Annotated in this window: 18 protein-coding genes; 7 read left to right on the top strand and 11 right to left on the bottom strand. The window is 38.7% G+C overall.

The window, feature by feature from the left end; all coding sequences use genetic code 11:
- Positions 1-28: 28 nt before the first annotated feature.
- The gene (gene rsmI / locus H4J62_RS03590) at positions 29-889 is read right to left on the bottom strand and encodes a 16S rRNA (cytidine(1402)-2'-O)-methyltransferase (RefSeq protein ID WP_182213680.1); all 861 of its coding nucleotides are present in this window, start codon (positions 887-889) and stop codon (positions 29-31) included.
- 76 nt (positions 890-965) lie between these two features.
- Here rsmI and H4J62_RS03585 point away from each other — a divergent pair, with 76 nt between their 5' ends.
- The 4 genes from H4J62_RS03585 to dolP are packed head-to-tail and all read left to right on the top strand — an operon-like array spanning position 966 to position 4,393.
- On the top strand, positions 966-2,843 hold the full coding sequence (locus H4J62_RS03585) for a penicillin-binding protein activator (protein ID WP_182213682.1): 1,878 nt from the start codon (positions 966-968) through the stop codon (positions 2,841-2,843).
- Positions 2,812-3,204, top strand: coding sequence for a YraN family protein (locus H4J62_RS03580; RefSeq protein WP_182213684.1), 393 nt, complete (start codon positions 2,812-2,814; stop codon positions 3,202-3,204). Before H4J62_RS03585 ends, H4J62_RS03580 begins: the two co-directional genes overlap by 32 nt.
- Positions 3,205-3,231: 27 nt before the next feature.
- Complete coding sequence (locus tag H4J62_RS03575) at positions 3,232-3,822, top strand: phosphoheptose isomerase (protein ID WP_070375790.1); 591 nt, start codon at positions 3,232-3,234, stop codon at positions 3,820-3,822.
- A gap of 4 nt (positions 3,823-3,826) precedes the next feature.
- Positions 3,827-4,393, top strand: a complete 567-nt coding sequence (dolP, locus tag H4J62_RS03570) for a division/outer membrane stress-associated lipid-binding lipoprotein (RefSeq protein ID WP_182213870.1) — start codon at positions 3,827-3,829, stop codon at positions 4,391-4,393.
- Positions 4,394-4,556: 163 nt separating this feature from the next.
- Here the strand turns inward: dolP and H4J62_RS03565 are convergent, their stop codons facing one another.
- The 10 genes from H4J62_RS03565 to zapE all read right to left on the bottom strand — a co-directional run bounded on the left by H4J62_RS03565 (position 4,557) and on the right by zapE (position 14,148).
- Positions 4,557-5,009, bottom strand: a complete 453-nt coding sequence (locus H4J62_RS03565; RefSeq protein WP_182213872.1) for a ClpXP protease specificity-enhancing factor — start codon at positions 5,007-5,009, stop codon at positions 4,557-4,559.
- A gap of 17 nt (positions 5,010-5,026) precedes the next feature.
- Entirely contained in the window at positions 5,027-5,665 is a 639-nt protein-coding gene (sspA, locus tag H4J62_RS03560; RefSeq protein WP_070375788.1) for a stringent starvation protein SspA, read from the bottom strand.
- Between the two features lie 85 nt (positions 5,666-5,750).
- Positions 5,751-6,464 (bottom strand): cytochrome c1, encoded by a 714-nt coding sequence (locus H4J62_RS03555; protein WP_182213685.1) that lies wholly within the window; start codon positions 6,462-6,464, stop codon positions 5,751-5,753.
- The gene (locus H4J62_RS03550) at positions 6,464-7,729 is read right to left on the bottom strand and encodes a cytochrome bc complex cytochrome b subunit (protein WP_146799547.1); all 1,266 of its coding nucleotides are present in this window, start codon (positions 7,727-7,729) and stop codon (positions 6,464-6,466) included. The genes H4J62_RS03555 and H4J62_RS03550 overlap by 1 nt, the downstream gene beginning before the upstream one ends.
- The gene (gene petA, locus H4J62_RS03545) at positions 7,729-8,319 is read right to left on the bottom strand and encodes a ubiquinol-cytochrome c reductase iron-sulfur subunit (protein WP_146799546.1); all 591 of its coding nucleotides are present in this window, start codon (positions 8,317-8,319) and stop codon (positions 7,729-7,731) included. The genes H4J62_RS03550 and petA overlap by 1 nt, the downstream gene beginning before the upstream one ends.
- 569 nt (positions 8,320-8,888) lie before the next feature.
- Complete coding sequence (rpsI, locus tag H4J62_RS03540; RefSeq protein WP_182169313.1) at positions 8,889-9,281, bottom strand: 30S ribosomal protein S9; 393 nt, start codon at positions 9,279-9,281, stop codon at positions 8,889-8,891.
- A gap of 3 nt (positions 9,282-9,284) precedes the next feature.
- On the bottom strand, positions 9,285-9,713 hold the full coding sequence (rplM, locus tag H4J62_RS03535; RefSeq protein WP_070375783.1) for a 50S ribosomal protein L13: 429 nt from the start codon (positions 9,711-9,713) through the stop codon (positions 9,285-9,287).
- 255 nt (positions 9,714-9,968) lie between these two features.
- On the bottom strand, positions 9,969-10,637 hold the full coding sequence (locus H4J62_RS03530; RefSeq protein WP_182213687.1) for an NrdJb: 669 nt from the start codon (positions 10,635-10,637) through the stop codon (positions 9,969-9,971).
- Positions 10,638-10,670: 33 nt separating this feature from the next.
- Positions 10,671-12,827, bottom strand: coding sequence for an adenosylcobalamin-dependent ribonucleoside-diphosphate reductase (locus H4J62_RS03525; protein ID WP_259364680.1), 2,157 nt, complete (start codon positions 12,825-12,827; stop codon positions 10,671-10,673).
- 205 nt (positions 12,828-13,032) lie between these two features.
- Positions 13,033-14,148 (bottom strand): cell division protein ZapE, encoded by a 1,116-nt coding sequence (zapE, locus tag H4J62_RS03520; RefSeq protein ID WP_182213690.1) that lies wholly within the window; start codon positions 14,146-14,148, stop codon positions 13,033-13,035.
- 176 nt (positions 14,149-14,324) lie between these two features.
- On the opposite strand from zapE, the gene H4J62_RS03515 reads away from it, so the two are divergent.
- From H4J62_RS03515 to H4J62_RS03505, 3 genes are all read left to right on the top strand, one after another.
- Positions 14,325-14,780, top strand: coding sequence for a YhcB family protein (locus tag H4J62_RS03515; RefSeq protein WP_182213692.1), 456 nt, complete (start codon positions 14,325-14,327; stop codon positions 14,778-14,780).
- Positions 14,781-14,871: 91 nt separating this feature from the next.
- The gene (locus H4J62_RS03510) at positions 14,872-16,227 is read left to right on the top strand and encodes a Do family serine endopeptidase (RefSeq protein WP_182213693.1); all 1,356 of its coding nucleotides are present in this window, start codon (positions 14,872-14,874) and stop codon (positions 16,225-16,227) included.
- A gap of 126 nt (positions 16,228-16,353) precedes the next feature.
- Positions 16,354-17,403: a trypsin-like peptidase domain-containing protein gene (locus H4J62_RS03505; RefSeq protein WP_220465261.1), complete on the top strand. Its 1,050-nt coding sequence runs from the start codon at positions 16,354-16,356 to the stop codon at positions 17,401-17,403.
- The last annotated feature ends 211 nt before the right edge of the window (positions 17,404-17,614 follow it).

Below are 17,614 nucleotides of genomic sequence, written 5' to 3'. Positions count from 1 at the left end.
AATAAGCGTATTAGTGAGAGTAAACGACCTAAACTTGGTCTTCCTTCATTGAAAGGGCAATCTCATATAAAGCGTTTTTCTTCACACCATAAATTTCAGCAGTAATTGCACAAGCTTTTTTAGGTTTCATTTCTTCCAATAATAACTTCAATGTGTCAATCGCTTTTGCGGGTATCACATTGGCGTCAATTTTTTTGCCTTCTATGATTAAAACCATTTCACCTTTTAACTGATTTGGATCTTCTTTTAACCAAGCTAGTAAGTTTTCAGCAGTATCTGAGTGGACGGTCTCGAACGTTTTTGTTAACTCACGAGAAATAACCACCTGACGGTCTCCACCCAATACTTTGACAATATCTTCAACGGTATCAATTGCTCTACGTGGCGCATCATAGAACACCATAGTGCGCGGTTCTTCTAATAAGTTTGCTAATGTTGATTGTCTAGCACCTGATTTTGAAGGAAGAAAACCTTCAAATGAAAAGCGATCTGTGGGTAAACCCGCGACAGATAGAGCAGCAATTGCTGCACAAGCACCCGGAATAGGAGAAACAGGTAAATTAAGTTGTCGGCAATGGCGAACCAAATGAAAACCAGGATCACTGATTAAGGGTGTTCCGGCATCTGAAACCAGTGCAATGCTTTTGCCTTCTTGTAAAAGTGTTGCTACATAGTCTTGACGTTGGCGTTCATTATGGTCATGTAATGATAATGTTTTGTTTTTGATAGAATAAGCAGATAATAATCTTTGAGTATGGCGAGTATCTTCACAGGCAATAATATCCACATGAGTTAACACATCAAGTGCGCGTTGACTGATGTCGGTTAAATTTCCGATGGGTGTGGCGACGATGTAAAGCGTGCCTGATTCTACAAATACTGACGACATAATGAATACTTAAGTTGAGACTGATGAAGATGAAGTTTATTATAAAGCTAACTAATAAAGTACGGATTTATCGCTGGTGAGCCAAACTAATTTTTTGTTTTCTAAAAAAAGCACTTTTTATCGCATTACTACACTCTTTTCTGTCGTTCTACTAACAACGACATTATTGACAAGTTGCGGTACTTCCAAAAATATTGCTGCCAATAAAGGCGCAATCGACTCTCGAAATCAACCATTAGCGAGTGCCAATAATAAAATAACCTCACAACAGTTGCTGTCGGCTGCACAAACACAAGAAGTAAAAACAGCAATCGCCACACTTATTGATGCTAGTGAATTACTGATTGGTGAGGAGAGTTATAATCAAGCACTATGGTTATCTGAGCAACTCACAACATTAACTGACAATTCACAAGACAATTACCGTCTAGCATTGGTAAGTGCAGAAAGTTTACTTAAGCTAAATGAGGTTGAATTAGCCTTTAAGCAGCTTGAAGTTGCTAATAAAATTTCAACCGATAATAACGCTATTCATCGCGAAAACTACTACTTCTTACTGGCTGATATACAGCAGCGTAGAGCATTAGAAATTAGTGCGGTCAACGCTAAATTGCAATGGTTTTCCAGTAGTTCAAATACAGACGTTGATGATATTTATGAACTATGGCAAGCATTAAGTTTACTGTCTACTTGGCAAGTCAGCCAATTAGCAGAGCTTGACCCGCCTTATATTAAAGGTTGGCAACAACTATTAACTTACGCGCATAAATTTGGCGGTGATATTAACCGCTTTGATGCTTACTTAAGTCAGTGGCAAGGTGATTTTTCTGCGCACCCCGCACAAGCGATTATTGAAACATTAAGAAGAACAGAACAAAGCCCACAAGCACTTATTGAAAATATTGCTATTATTTTACCCCTTTCCGGTAAACAAGCGTCTGCAGGAAAAGCTGCCCAGCAAGGGATCCTAGCCGCTTATAGTAATATTCCCAATAAAAACTTAACCTTTATCGATGCTGATACACTTGACTGGACCTTATTAAATGAACAGCTAATCGCCTTAGATAGTCATTTTATTATTGGCCCTTTGCTTAAAAATAATGTTGATAAGTTCCTTGCCCAAGGTGAAATTTTGCTACCTAGCTTATTACTTAACACCCCAAAAGTTCAGCAACGGAGCGCAGAGCAATTCATTCTGTCGATGCGCCCAGAAGACGAAGCTTACCAAGCAGCAACAACATTGAGTCGAAAAAATTATCGCTCACCAGTCATACTCAGCCACCGAGATACCGCCAGTAAAAGAATTGCCCGAGCCTTTAGCAAACAATGGCAACTGATTAACGGCTATGCTCCTGAAGTTGTATATTTCGAAAAAGGCAAAATGATGCAAGAGCAACTCAAGGCTAGCTTAGAGGTTGATAGTAGCCAAGCCCGTATCAAGGATTTGAAAATAAGAGTAAAACAGAGTATCGATTCAGAGCCAAGAAATCGCCGTGACATCGATATGTTTTACTTAGTGGGTTCACCGGCACAAACAAAATTACTAAAACCGTACATTGATGTTAATACCAGTCCTTTTGCTACTATTATCCCGGTTTATGCTAGCTCTCGCAGTCATAGCAGTAAACAAGATTCAAGTAAGCATAATGATCTTCGTAACCTTATATTTACCGAAATGCCTTGGCTATTAAGTAGCCAACAACAAAATGCTCAATTAGCTGATTTGAGTAAAACGCTTTGGCCAAGTCGCACTGACTCTTTACAACGCATCTTTGCCATGGGTTATGACAGCCTATATTTAGTCGATAAACTGCCGCTAATGAAACAAAAACCTTATGTTCGTCATTATGGTCAAACCGGTATATTAAAATTAAACAGTAATAACACCCTAACGCGAAGCTTATTGTGGGGCATATATCAAGATGGCGAGGTCGCTGAAATTGCTATGGACTAAGCCAGTTACGACTAAAAAAACTGGCGATATTACCGAAAGGTACGCGGGAGATTTTTTGGTGGCACAAGGCTTAATTATTGAAGAAAAAAACTACACCTGCCGGTTAGGTGAAATTGATATAATAGTCAAAGATGCTGACACTTATGTCTTTGTCGAAGTAAAATATCGTGCTTCGATGTCGTTTGGTGGTGCTATTTCAGCAATATCAACGAAAAAACAGCAAAAAATTAGGAAAACAGCTGCAATTTATCTGCAACAATGTGGTTTAAACGAATATAATACTTCTTGTCGATTTGATGTTATTGCTTTACAAGGTAATATAAACAATCTCGATATTACCTGGCTAAAAAACGCCTTTTAGAGTCAATAAACGGAGCTAATTTCATTTATGTTAGAACGGATCAAAAGCAACTTTACCGAAAGTATCCAAACCAAAATTGCCGCCAGTGAATTACTAGCTGGCCCTATTGAGCATGCTGGTATGATAATGGTGCAAAGCTTATTGGCTGGTAATAAAATACTTGCCTGTGGTAACGGCGGTTCAGCGGGTGATGCACAGCACTTTTCAGCCGAGTTATTAAACCGCTATGAAACTGAACGACCACCTTTGCCGGCAATAGCCTTAACAACCGACACGTCGACGATTACTTCTATCGGGAATGATTATTCCTTTGATGAAATATTTTCTAAACAAGTGCGAGCATTAGGTAATAATGGTGACGTTTTACTCGCTATTTCAACCAGTGGTAATTCTCGCAATGTCATAAAAGCGATTGAAGCAGCAGTATCTCGCGACATTCCTATTATCGCATTAACCGGCGGTGATGGTGGTGATATTGCAGGTTTACTGGGCGAAAACGATGTAGAAATACGTGTACCTTCTTCACGTACGGCTAGAATTCAAGAAGTACATTTAGTGGTAATACATTGCTTATGCGATATTATTGACACGACTTTATTTCCTCAAGATGCCAATTAATATGATGCGAAAAAAATTATTAATAACCCTAGCAAGTATTGTACTTTTGCAAGGGTGTGTTGCTGCTGCTGTTGTTACTATTGTCGGTGGAGCATCTGCTGCTACCGATGAGCGTAGTATTGGTACACAGTTGGACGACCAAAAAATTGAATTTGAGGCCAATGCTAAGCTTGGCAAACATCAAGCCCTCGAAGACAACACTAATCTACAAGTGATCAGTGTTAACGGTAGTGTCTTAGTTATCGGGCAAGTGCCCAATACCTATTTACGCGATCTGGCGATAAAATCGATTAATGAAGTTAAACAAATTGTTCAGCTACATAATCAAATTCGTATCAGTAATACCACTTCTATTACGACCAGAAGTAATGATGTTTGGTTAACGTCTAAGGTTAAAGCGGCTCTTTTTGGCAGTGACAACATCGATGCGACTAATATTAAAGTGGTTACTGAAAATGGCGAAGTATTTTTAATGGGCTTAATAACACAAGCACAAGCTAATGAAGCCGTAGAGATAGCCCGTAATGTTAGCGGCGTCAATCGTGTATTCAAAATATTTGAATACATTTAACGATAAGTTACTTACCATAGCGCTCATAAAAAAAGCTTCACAAGTTAATACTTGTGAAGCTTTTTTATTATTTGCTGCTTGTCATAATAACGACTGAAATAAATTTAAAACAATTTCATCATAACCGCTAATATACCAACAAAAATTATGGTGTCTTTAGTAATTACTTGATCACTTTTAAGCTAGGCTTACCTTTCGCTGAACCCGTTTCAGACTTGGTTTTTGCAGTGCTGCTCTTATCTGAAGAGACACTAGATAAACCTACTGGCTTTACTGGACTTATTTCTTTATCAAGTTCTGGTTCAGGGTGTTCAATCGCAAGCGATGTCCCTGCACCATTCTCTTTTGCATAAATAGCACTAATAGCACCGTAAGGCACGACCAGCTGTTCAAGCTTACCACCAAAACGTGCGCTAACTTCAATGGCATGATCAGCAAGAGAAATAGAGCCAACGGCTGACATTGAAACGTTGAGCACAATTTGCCCATCAGTCACATAAGCTGTTGGAACTAACACACCATAGACACTCGTATCTACAGCAATATATGGTGTAAGGTCGTTATCAGAAATCCACTGATAAAAAGCTCTCACTATATAAGGCTTGTTAGAGGTCATCTCTGGAGATATCAAGGTTAAAACATACCTAAACGTATTTCACGTTCTTCTTCAGTTAACGATGCTTGAAATGACTCACGTTCAAATAACTTCAGCATGTAACCTTTAAATTCTTTAGAGCCTTCACCATCAAGTTCAATACCTAAAGCAGGTAAACGCCATAGTAGTGGTGCTAAGTAACAGTCAACTAAACTGAATTCTTCACTCATAAAGTAAGGCGCTTCATTTAAAATTGGCGCTACACTTAACAAACTTTCTTTAAGTTCTTGACGAGCTTTGCTTGCAGCGTCTGCTGGGCCACTCATAATTATTTTTGCTAGACTGTACCAATCTTGTTCTACACGGTGCATCATCAAACGGCTACGACCACGTGATACCGGATAAACAGGCATTAATGGTGGATGAGGAAAACGCTCATCTAAGTATTCAATAATAATTGATGCTTCGTATAGTGCTAATTCACGATCAATTAACGTCGGTACTGTGCCATAGGGATTTAAGTCGAGTAAATCTTCTGGTAAGTTAGCCAAATCAACTAAGTGAATATCAACGCCAACACCTTTTTCAGCGAGTACGATGCGTGTTTGATGACTATACATATCATCAGCATGAGAATATAAATTCATCACTGAACGCTTGTTTGCTGCTACGGCCATAATGCCTCCAAAAATCTGTAATAAAAAACTAACAAAGGGGGCCAAAGCCCCCCATAAATAAAACGCTGTACATTAACAATAATTGTTAGTGTACATCCTTCCAATATTCAACTTTAAGTAAGTAAGCAAAAATAAGGAAAATAAATAAGAAACCTATTACCCAATATCCCATAGCTTCACGCTTAAGCTTGCTTGGCTCACCGGTGTACTCTAAGAAATTGGCTAAATCACGAGCAAAGGCATCGTACTCTTCAACGGTCATAGAACCACCCGTTGCTTCACTGAGTTTACCATTTTCGTCCATCGTACGAACACCTTGTAAACCCTGTAAAACATGCGGCATACCCGCATTTTTTAATACAGTGTTATTAACGCCAAAGGGACGCTCAGGATCAACGTAAAAAGAACGCAAGTAGGTATAAATATAATCAGGCCCTGGTTTTAAACGCGCCATTAGCGTTAAATCAGGTGGTGTATTACCAAACCATTTAGCCGCATCTTTTGCTGGCATAGTATTAGTAATATGATCACCGACTTTTTCACCCGTATACATATAATTAGCAATACCATCGGCTTCACTAATACCTAAATCCTCAAAAGTACGGTTGTATCTTTGGTACTGTAACTGGTGACAACCTAAACAATAATTAATGTAAGATTGAAAACCACGTTTAAGTGACTCTTTGTCACTTAAATCATTACCGGCTTTGTCTAAATGAACACCACTGCTAGCAGCAAGTGTAAGCATAGGCACAAGCGCAAAAATTCCAAAAGTAAAAGCTCTAATAAATTTATTCATTATCCTGAAACCCTCTCTGGAACTGGCTTAGTTTTTTCGTTCTTACTGTATACCCATAAGGCAAGAAAGAAACCAAAATAACCAAACGTAGCGATAGTACCAATTAAGTTATAGACCGGTGTTGATGGCAATGTACCTAAAATACCCAAAGCAATAAAACAAATAACAAATTGCGCTAAGTTAACCGTATGAGCAGTACAACGGAATTTAATAGATTTCACTGTACCACGGTCAAACCAAGGTAATAAGAATAAGACAATGATCGCAGAAAACATACCAACTGCCCCTAATAACTTATCAGGGATAACACGTAAGATGGTATAGAAAGGACCAAAATACCAAACCGGTGCAATATGCTCTGGTGTTTTCAAACCATTTGCAGGTTCAAAATTCGGCGCTTCCATAAAGTAGCCACCGCCTTCAGGGTTGAAAAACATTACCCAAGAGAAAATGATTAAGAAGATAACGATCGCCACTAAATCTTTAACCGTGTAATAAGGGTGGAACGGGATCGCATCGACGATATCGTATTTTTTAGTATATTGCTCATGGAAAGTAAATTTACTGTGCTCTTCTAATGGCACACTACCTTTAGGTTTTTTAATATCTGTGCCTTCAGGGTTGTTCGAACCCACTTCATGAAGTGCAAGAATATGTAAGAAAACTAATACAACTAAAACCAGTGGCATTGCAATAACGTGTAAAGCAAAGAAACGGTTTAAGGTAGCACCTGATATAACGTAGTCACCACGTATCCAGAGTGTTAAGTCATCACCTATAATTGGAATAGCACCAAACAGAGAAATAATAACCTGCGCGCCCCAATAAGACATATTACCCCAAGGTAATAAGTAACCCATGAAAGCTTCAGCCATAAGCACTAAAAAGATCAACATACCGAAGATCCAAAGTAACTCACGAGGCTTTTGGTATGAACCGTACATCATGCCACGGAACATATGCATATAAACAACAACAAAGAACGCTGACGCGCCTGTAGAATGCATATAGCGAAGTAACCAGCCGTAATCAACATCACGCATGATGTATTCTACAGAAGCGAATGCACCTTCACCTGATGGCTCATAACTCATTGTTAACCAAACACCCGTTAACAATTGATTGACGAGTACGACACTCGCTAAAACACCAAAGACATACCAAAAATTAAAGTTTTTAGGTGCAGGGTATTGACCAGCATGCTTGTTTACCGCGTCGGTTAACGGTAAACGTTTGTCAATCCACGCCATTAAATTAGCTAACATTATGCTTCTCCTGCGCTAACACCAATTAATAAGGTGTCTGCTGTTGGGAATGAATGCTCAGGAACCACCAAGTTTGTTGGTGCAGGAACGCTTTGAAAAACACGACCAGCCATATCGAATTTAGAACCGTGACAAGGACAAAAGAAACCGTCTTTTACACCTTCAACAAACTCTTCAAAATCGCCTTGGTGATGAGTAGGAGCACAACCTAAGTGAGTACACACGCCTAAAGCAACCATAAACTCAGGCTTAATTGAACGATATGCATTGGTTGCATAAGTAGGTTGTTGAGGCTCTTCTGAACCTGGGTCTTTCAATTGATCGTCATGCGCCGCTAAAGTTGATAATATTTCTTCAGTTCTACGGATCACATAAACAGGTTTTCCTCGCCATTCAGCGCGGATTAATTGACCTGGTTCTATTTTACTAACATTGACTTCAACCGGAGCACCTGCAGCTTTCGCTCTAGCACTAGGGTTCCAAGAACCAATGAAAGGCACAGCCAAACCGACAACACCAACACCACCTACTACCGAAGTAGCAGCAGTTAAAAAGCGTCGACGGCCGTTATTCACGGGCGCATTGCTCATTCAAAATCTCCAAATAACATTGTTTCAAACAAATTCGAATTATTATTCTCACAGCTACAGTGAGTTGCGAGAGGAAATACTTTCCAATTGTTTGCCCAAACTTGCGACAAAAAATTTTTCTGATAATAAAGAAATAAGCACTTTTTTACAAGTAAAAATAAGCGAAACATCAGTTATATATCTTTATTTCACTGACTTTGTCACTTTAGACACACAGCTAAATACGAAAGATTATTATTCAAAAAAAGCGCAGAAAAGAATAGTTTCTCTTTCGCTATCCGATAAATTATTTTAATGCTTATATAGTTGAGTGTAATTGCTAACCATCGAAAAAGTGCTCAGTAAACAGCTCAATAATACGACTATTTTCCCGCATATTATTTTTATTACTGATCCTTTAAAGTTTACCATTTTATTGGAACTCGCACTGTATTATTTATTATCGCCTAAGGTCACTTTTATAATAAACAGCCCACGAAGTTACCTTACTGCGGATGCTGATTTTTCTAAATGACAGATATAAAAAAACCGACATAAAGTCGGTTTTTTGAAAACGTATAAGGTAAATATTAACGTTTTGAAAATTGTGGCTTTTTACGAGCCTTGTGTAAACCAACTTTCTTACGTTCAACTTTACGAGCATCACGAGTTACGAAACCAGCTACACGTAGAGAACCACGTAAAGTTTCATCGAACTCCATTAATGCACGAGTAATACCGTGACGAATTGCGCCAGCTTGACCAGAAATACCACCACCAACAACAGTGATGTTAAAGTCAAACTTTTCTAACATTTCAACTAATTCTAATGGTTGACGAACAACCATACGAGCCGTTTCACGACCAAAGTATACAGAAATGTCACGCTTGTTAATTGTAATTGCACCGTTACCAGCTTTCATGAACACACGAGCAGTTGAGCTCTTGCGACGACCAGTACCGTAATATTGATTATCAGCCATTGCTTAAAGCTCCAAAAGTTGTGGTTGTTGTGCAGTATGCTTATGTTCAGTGCCCGCGTAAACTTTAAGCTTACGGAACATTTCACGACCTAAAGGACCTTTAGGTAACATACCTTTAACTGCGAATTCTAAAACACGCTCTGGAGCTTTTTCAATTAGTTTTTCAAAACTAATTTGCTTAAGACCGCCTGGGAATTCTGTATGCGAGTAGTAAATTTTACCCTTCGCTTTATTACCAGTTACTTTCACTTTCTCAGCGTTAATAACAACGATGTAATCGCCAGTATCTACGTGAGGAGTATATTCTGCTTTATGCTTGCCGCGTAAACGGGTTGCAATTTCAGTAGCGATACGTCCTAAAGTCTTATCTTCGGCGTCCACTAAGAACCATTCGCGTTGTACGCTTTCTGGTTTTGCTACAAAAGTTTTCATTAAAAAACCCAATATTTATTATGTTACTTTAAATGATGAATGCTAAGAATTAGCATCACCGGTTAAAAAGACCACGCTCTACCCCTTCGAGTATCGAGTCCATCGCCACTACTTTTCACAAAAGTCAAAAACAGTAGGCATTTGTAACGCAGGGAGCGCGGATTATACAGAAGTTATCTACTAAGATCACCTATAAATCACAATCAATTGCACTTTTTTTAAACTTTTATCACGAATACAATCGCTAGCTAGTAACTAACCACATTTTGAATCGCCGCAATTTAAGCAAGTAGCGCAATTGTCTAATGAGATTACCGACTTTTGATAACATTTTACACATTGGCTTGCTGTGGTTGGAAAAGCTAATAGCTCACTTCCCTCTTTAGCTTTTATTGTTTGGCGCTTTTCCTCAATGTAGGCTTGTTGGTGGTTATCTCTTTCACTTTTTGGCAACATATCTAATGCCTTTAAATGTGTTTCAATAACATGGCCAATATCAGCGACCACCGATGGCATAAATATACCTGTGCCTCTTTGGTAATAGCCACCTTTGGGGTCAAATACTGCTTTTAGCTCTTCGACTAAAAAGGTGCAGTCACCTCCCTTGCGAAATACGGCTGAAATAACCCGTGTTAGCGCCACTACCCAAGAATAAAACTCCATATTTTTTGAATTGACAAAAATTTCGAAAGGACGGCGAGTTTCTTGGTCACTTTCTTGATTGAGCAAAATATCATTAATAGTAATATAAAGAGCATGGTCTGATACTGGCGGTTTTATTTTATAAGTAGAACCAATTAACATTTCAGGACGTTTTGTACTTTCGGTGAGTTTATCCGCGATGCCTTTTATTTTTTCTTTAACAGGCAGCTGATCAGCAACTAACACCTTAACCGCAGTGATCGCTTGATTAATTTCTCTCATTATTAGTTTCCTCGTTATTTTTTGCCAGGGCTTTTAGAGCTTACCGTAGTAACCTTCTTTTAAAGCGTCATGAAGATTTGCAGCCGTATGCGTTTCGCCGTCGTAAACCACCTCTTCATTACCTTTCGCTAAAATCTCAGTGCCATCGGCTAAGGTAAACTGATACGTTACATTAGCGAGTTCTTCGTCTTTTACTAATACGCCTTGATGGACTTCTGGGTTAAAACGAAAAGTCGTACAGCCTTTCAAGCCCTGGTCGTATGCATACAAATAGATATCTTTGAAGTTTTCATAATCGATATCAGTTGGAACATTAATTGTTTTTGAAATAGACGAGTCTATCCAGTATTGTGCTGCAGACTGAATATCAACATGTTCTTTAGGAGCGATGGCATCAGCAGATACAAAATAGTTAGGCAGCTTTTTATTGTCATCTTCGCTATATGCCAAAGCATCTTTATTGATAAAATGACGATATGCCAGCAGTTCATAACTTGAAACAGCGACGGATTCTTTTGATTTCTTACCTTGACGAATAATATTGCGGTGATATTCATGTGCAAAGCTTGGTTCAATACCATTAGATACATTATTACCTAGACTGAGCGCTAAAGTGCCTGTGGGTGCTATTGAAGAATGATGTGTAAAACGGGCGCCAACCTCAGCTAACGCTTCGACAAGTTCAGGATTTTCTTCAGCGATACGCTGCATATAACGACTGTATTTTGCGTGCAGAACTGAACCTTTTATTTTATCCGCCACTTTTATGCCGTCTTTTATCATTTCGGGGCGTTTTACTAGCATTTGCTGAGTTACCACGAACGTTTGTGCAAGTATCGGCGCAGGACCTTTTTCTTTTGCTAAATTTAACGCTTCTTGCCACCCCGTTATCGCTAAAACTTTTGATACTTTGTTTGTAAAAGCCAAGGCTTCAGGACTATTATAAGGTATTTTTAATAATGTCAGAGCTGAGCCTAATCCTAAGTACCCCATACCATGACGGCGCTTACTTTGAATTTCTTGCTGTTGTTCAAGCAGTGGTAAGCCATTAATTTCTACTACGTTGTCGAGCATGCGGGTAAAAACTTTAATAACTTCGCGGTATTTATCCCAATTAAATTTCGCACTAGAAGTGAAAGGTTGCTCAACAAATTTAACTAAATTTACTGAACCCAGCAGACAAGCACCGTTGGGCGGTAATATTTGTTCGCCGCAGGGATTACTTGCACGTAGTTTTTCACAAAACCAGTTGTTATTCATTTCGTTAGCATGGTCAATGAGTAAAAAACCTGGTTCAGCATAGTTAAATGTATTGCTCATTATCATATCCCACAGCCTAACAGCTGGTATCGAGCTATAAATTTTACAGGCGATTTTACCTTCATGATTCAATACATAATTATGTTTTTTAATATAAGCGTTATCAAAATAATTCTCTTTGAAGAGTATTTTATCCCGATCGGTGATAGCGATATCATCGGCAAGTAACTCTTGGTGAGAAATAGGAAAATTGAGTAACCAGTCTTGTTGATTTTTTACAGCAGCAATAAATTCATCACTGATCAGTAGTGATAAATTAAATTGCCGTAACCGACCATCCTCGCGCTTCGCTAAAATAAAACGTTTAACATCAGGGTGAGAGATATCAAAAACCCCCATTTGCGCACCACGCCGCCCGCCGGCAGAACTAATGGTAAAACACATTTTATCAAAGATATCCATGAACGACAGTGGACCTGAAGTTGTGGCACCGGCGCCAGCAACAAAGGCACCACTGGGTCTTAAAGTTGAGAATTCATAACCAATACCACACCCCGCCTTTAACGTTAGGCCTGCTTGGTGCACCGCAGTTAATATACCCGTCATTGAATCGTCGATAGTGCCTGAAACCGTACAGTTTATTGTTGATGTGGCGGGCTTAAATTTTTCGGCACCTGCATTTGATATTATTCGTCCCGCAGGATAGGCGCCACACTCCATCGCCCAAACAAATTTCTCGTACCACTTTTTCTTATCTTTATTTTCTATATCCGCGAGCGCTAAGGCTACTCGATGAAATGTTTCTGAAATAGTATTCTCTTGCGGGTGGCCATGTTTGTCTTTTAAGCGGTATTTTTTATCCCAAATATCAACTGAAGCGGCTTGTAATTTAATACTTGTCGCTAAGCCTGGTGAAAAAGCGTTTGTCATCAGCATTCCTTTATCATTTTATTTTTGGTATATATTACCTATAAAAATAAATGACAAAAGCCAAAGCACTACATATTGCGATCAAGATCAATAAACAACACGACATATAGATATTTGGCGTAATAACGCTAAAATTGGCATAAAAAAATGCCGATCGTTAAATCGGCATTTTTATAATAATCTTTAAGTAAGTTTTACTATCTCACTAAGGTAAGTGCTTACTTGCTAAATAATCATGTGACTGCATTTCTTGTAAACGACTTAAACAACGTTTGAACTCAAATTCCAAACCACCATGGCTGTATAAATTTTCCATTTCGACTTCAGCAGAAATAATTAATTTTACATTACGTTCATAAAATTCATCAACCAAGGCAATAAATCGACGGGCCGCATCTTCACGATCGACACTCATTTGTTTAACATTTGCTAATAATACCGTGTGATACAAACGACTTATCTCCATATAGTCAGTTTGACTACGTGCAGATTCACACAACACCGAAAAGTCAAAGTGCACAATACCGTCTGACTCTTCAATCGCCGATAATGAGCGATTATTTATTTTAACGTCAACATCTTTCTTACCTGGTTTGACCGACAATTGAATAAAATATTGCGCCAGGTTTTCACTTGCCTCTGCATCAAGTGGAGCATGGTAAATCTCGGCTTGCTCTAGGGTTCGCAAACGGTAATCAATACCGCTATCGACATTTACCACATCACAATGTTTATTGATGAGTTTAATGGCTGGTAAAAAACGTTCGCGTTGCAAACCATTTCGGTACAGACCGTCAGGTATAATATTTGACGTTGCCACTAAAGTAACATTATGTGCAAATAATTCTTCAAACAAAGCGCCAAGGATCATTGCATCGGTAATGTCGGAAACAAAAAATTCATCAAAACAAATAATGCAGGTTTCATCAGCAAAACGTTTGGCAATTATTTTCAATGGGTCAGCTTGCCCGGTTAATGTTTTTAATTCTTGATGAACACGGTGCATAAAGCGATGAAAGTGAACACGCATTTTATTTTCAAAAGGCAAACAATCATAAAATGTATCAACTAAATAAGTTTTCCCTCGACCAACGCCACCCCAAAAATAAAGTCCTTGTATGGTTTTGGTTTCAGATGAGGCAACAATGCGCTTCCAGCGATTAAGCACCTTCTTAAATCCTTCAACGGGTAAGGGTTTATTTTGAAGATCTTCATAGAGACGCTGTAAGTTTTTTACCGCATTTTCCTGCGCATCGTCATGTAAAAAATCATCACGAGTTAAATCTTCATTATACTTATCTAGAGGTGAAAGCTTGATCATTTATTGGCCACTTATATTTTGTTTCACAAAGTCTTTACAGGACTAATGAAATATTTTCTTGAAATTAACAAATTCGCAATCATATTCATTAGGTAAGCGCGAACAGAAGCGCTATTATACAAAATAAGTTCCCATATTTTTACTAATTTTATTGAATATAACGAGGGTTTGACACTATGGATATAGTTTTAGCAATTTTTCTTTTATTAGTTGGTGCGGCAATAGGTTTTGTTGCTAGTCGTTTTTTATCTGCATCAGTCCAAGACAACCAGAAACTTAGTGAACGCGTTAGTAATAGTGAAGCCGCTTTAGCGCAATATAAACTCGATGTTGCAGAACATTTAGATGATTCAACAATACTTTTGGACAAAATGAATAGCACTTGCCAAACAGCCATGTTGCAAATGGAAAAAAGTACGCAGTTATTAAAGCAAGCAACACCTTCAGACGTTGATGGCATGCCTTTTTTCTCAAAAGAAACACAAGAACAACTTGCACAAACCGTATCATTACGTCACAGCCGAGCCGAACGTAAGAGTGAAGAAACAAGCACAGAACCACCACTTGACTACTCAGGTCAAGCGAGTGGACTTTTTGCCGACAAGAAACAAAGTGTTACAAATGTAGGCTAATGTTCTTTGGAACTAACGCACACAGCATAGGTCTTTAGTTAAGTATAAAATTACATTAATCATTTATGTTTATAAGAAGGTTGTCTCTTTTATGAAAAAATTGTCTGTTTTAGCAACAAGTATTCTTCTTTCCGGCTCTATTGCCGTGGCAAGTTTGCCCGTCCAAGCCAATTTACCTTTTTCCGTTAGTGGTCAACAGTTGCCAAGTTTAGCGCCGATGCTAGAGAAGGTTACTCCGGGTGTCGTGCTAATTTCGGTTACCGGTACCCACGAAGATAAATCTAAAGTACCAGATGCTTTAAAGTTTTTCTTTGGTAATCCTCAACAAAACCAAGCAAGAAAACGTGAATTTCGAGGTTTAGGCTCAGGGGTCATTATTGATGCTGCACAAGGCTACATAGTCACTAATAATCATGTCATCAATGAAGCTGATGAAATTCAAATAACGTTAAAAGACGGTCGTCAAATCACAGCCAAGAGAATTGGCTCCGATGCCAGTAGTGATATCGCTTTACTACAAATAGACGCTGAAGATTTAATTGAAGTAAAATTAGCTGACTCAGATGATATACGAGTTGGAGATTTTGCTGTTGCAATTGGTAGCCCTTTTGGTTTAGGTCAAACCGTCACTTCAGGTATTATAAGTGCTTTAGGACGTAGCGGATTAAACGCGCAGAATTACGAAGACTTTATTCAAACTGATGCTGCTATTAACAGCGGTAATTCAGGTGGCGCACTCATTAACTTACACGGTAAACTTGTTGGCATTAATACGGCAATATTAGGACCTAATGGTGGCAATGTGGGTATTGGCTTTGCCATACCCAGTAATATGGTCGATAACATTGTTAAACAATTAATTGAGTTCGGCGAAGTTCGCCGCGGTGTACTTGGCGTGTTAGGCCGAAGTGTCAATGGTGAAATCGCCAAGGCACTAGAACTCGAGTCGAGCCAAGGTGGCTTTATCGAGCAAGTCGTTGCTGATTCTGCTGCTGCTGATGCCGGCATTGAGTCTGGTGATGTTATTACCAAAGTGAACGGAAAAGCGGTAAAAACGTTTGCCGCCATTCGAGGAAAAATTGGCTCGATTGGCGCAGGCAAGTCTGTTGAGTTAACGGTCATCAAAAAAGACGGTTCAGAAAAGACTTATGACGTTACGCTTAAAAAACAAGAAACAGCAAAAGTAGAGGCCGCAAGCATTCACAGAATGTTAGATGGCGCGGAACTTGAAAATAGTACGAATGATCAAGGTATTGATATTAAGTCAGTCGAAGAAGAAAGTCCCGCCGCCGCTATTGGTTTACAACGAGGTGACGTGATCAGCGGAATAAACCGCACGCGTATAAAGTCTATAGGTGAATTACGCAGTTACTTAAATGATAACAAAGGGGTTTTTGCGCTCAATATTGTCAGGGGTAATAGCACATTATTTTTAATGATCCGCTAACACCGCAAGGGTGATAATGGACTTATCTAAAGGCTCTTTATGAGCCTTTTTTATTTTTCAAACTATTAGATTAAAGCAGACCTATGCTATGCTAGCGATATTAAACACTCATCATAAAAATTAATTTTGAACATAATAAACCTAATAAAATACATTGTTCGTCCAGCCAGTTATGGCGTGATGTTAGCTGTCACTTTACTTCTATTAGTGCCAGAGTTACGCAACAACACTTTGCAAGTACTACAAAACAATCAACCACAACAACAACCATTATCTTATGCAAAAGCAGTAAGTACCGCCAGTCCTGCTGTTGTTAACATCTATTCAGAAGATATAAGCACTAGCCCTGTCTATGGTGCAAAAGCAAGAAGATCTACCCGCTTAGGTTCTGGGGTTATCATGGATTCTAACGGATATATATTAACTAATTTTCACGTCGTACAAAATGCTGATTTAATTAATGTTGATCTGCAAAATGGCCAGCGTTTTCCTGCAGAACTTATTGGTTATGATACTTATACTGATTTAGCCGTCCTTAAAGTAGACACAGCGAACCTACCGGTTATTCCACAAAGAGCTGATTTACAATCACTTGCTGGTGATGTGGTTTTAGCGATAGGTAATCCACTAAATTTAGGACAAACAGTGACTCAAGGCGTGATAAGTGCCACAGGTCGTAGCGGTTTAAGTGTCATTAATTATTTAGAATTATTACAGATGGACGCGGCCATTAATGATGGTAATTCCGGCGGCGCGCTTATCAATACTAATGGCGAGCTGGTAGGTATTAATTCAAGAAAGTTCATTGATACAGAAAGGAATATTCAGGGAATATTTTTCGCCGTTCCTTATTCACTCGCCCATAAAGTGATGAGAAAAATAATTGCTAATGGTCGGGTAATACGTGGCTACTTAGGCGTAAGTATCAACTCGCTACCAAACAACTTTAAAGGTTTTACTATTGCTGGCGTTGAAAAGAACAGCCCTGCCTTTAGAGCTGGCTTACAACCCGGTGATATCGTTTACCAGATTAATAATGTCGCCATTAGTTCATTTATACAAGCACAAGATATTGTGGCTGAAACTCAACCTGGCACCGTATTACCTTTTAAATTAATACGAAAGAAACAGTTAATAGAAGTATCTGTCACTATTTCTGAAAAGGCAAAAGATTAGCCAGTGATTAAATGATAATGCCAAATGTTTTTTATCTCTTGCGCCAAAAGTTAACAAAAATTTGGCGCTGTTGATAAATAATTTGCCTAGCTCGTTCAGCTCAGCAAGACAGTGATTAAATTATAACGCCATGGGTGTTTTATCACTTGCGCTAAAAATTAACTAACATCCGGCGCTGTTGATAAACAATTTGCCTAGTTCGCTCAGCTCA

Origin of the sequence: Colwellia sp. BRX8-5, from assembly GCF_014077325.1 — a bacterium.
Taxonomy (GTDB): Bacteria; Pseudomonadota; Gammaproteobacteria; order Enterobacterales; family Alteromonadaceae; genus Colwellia_A.
This window is presented reverse-complemented; position numbering and strand designations above follow the sequence as displayed.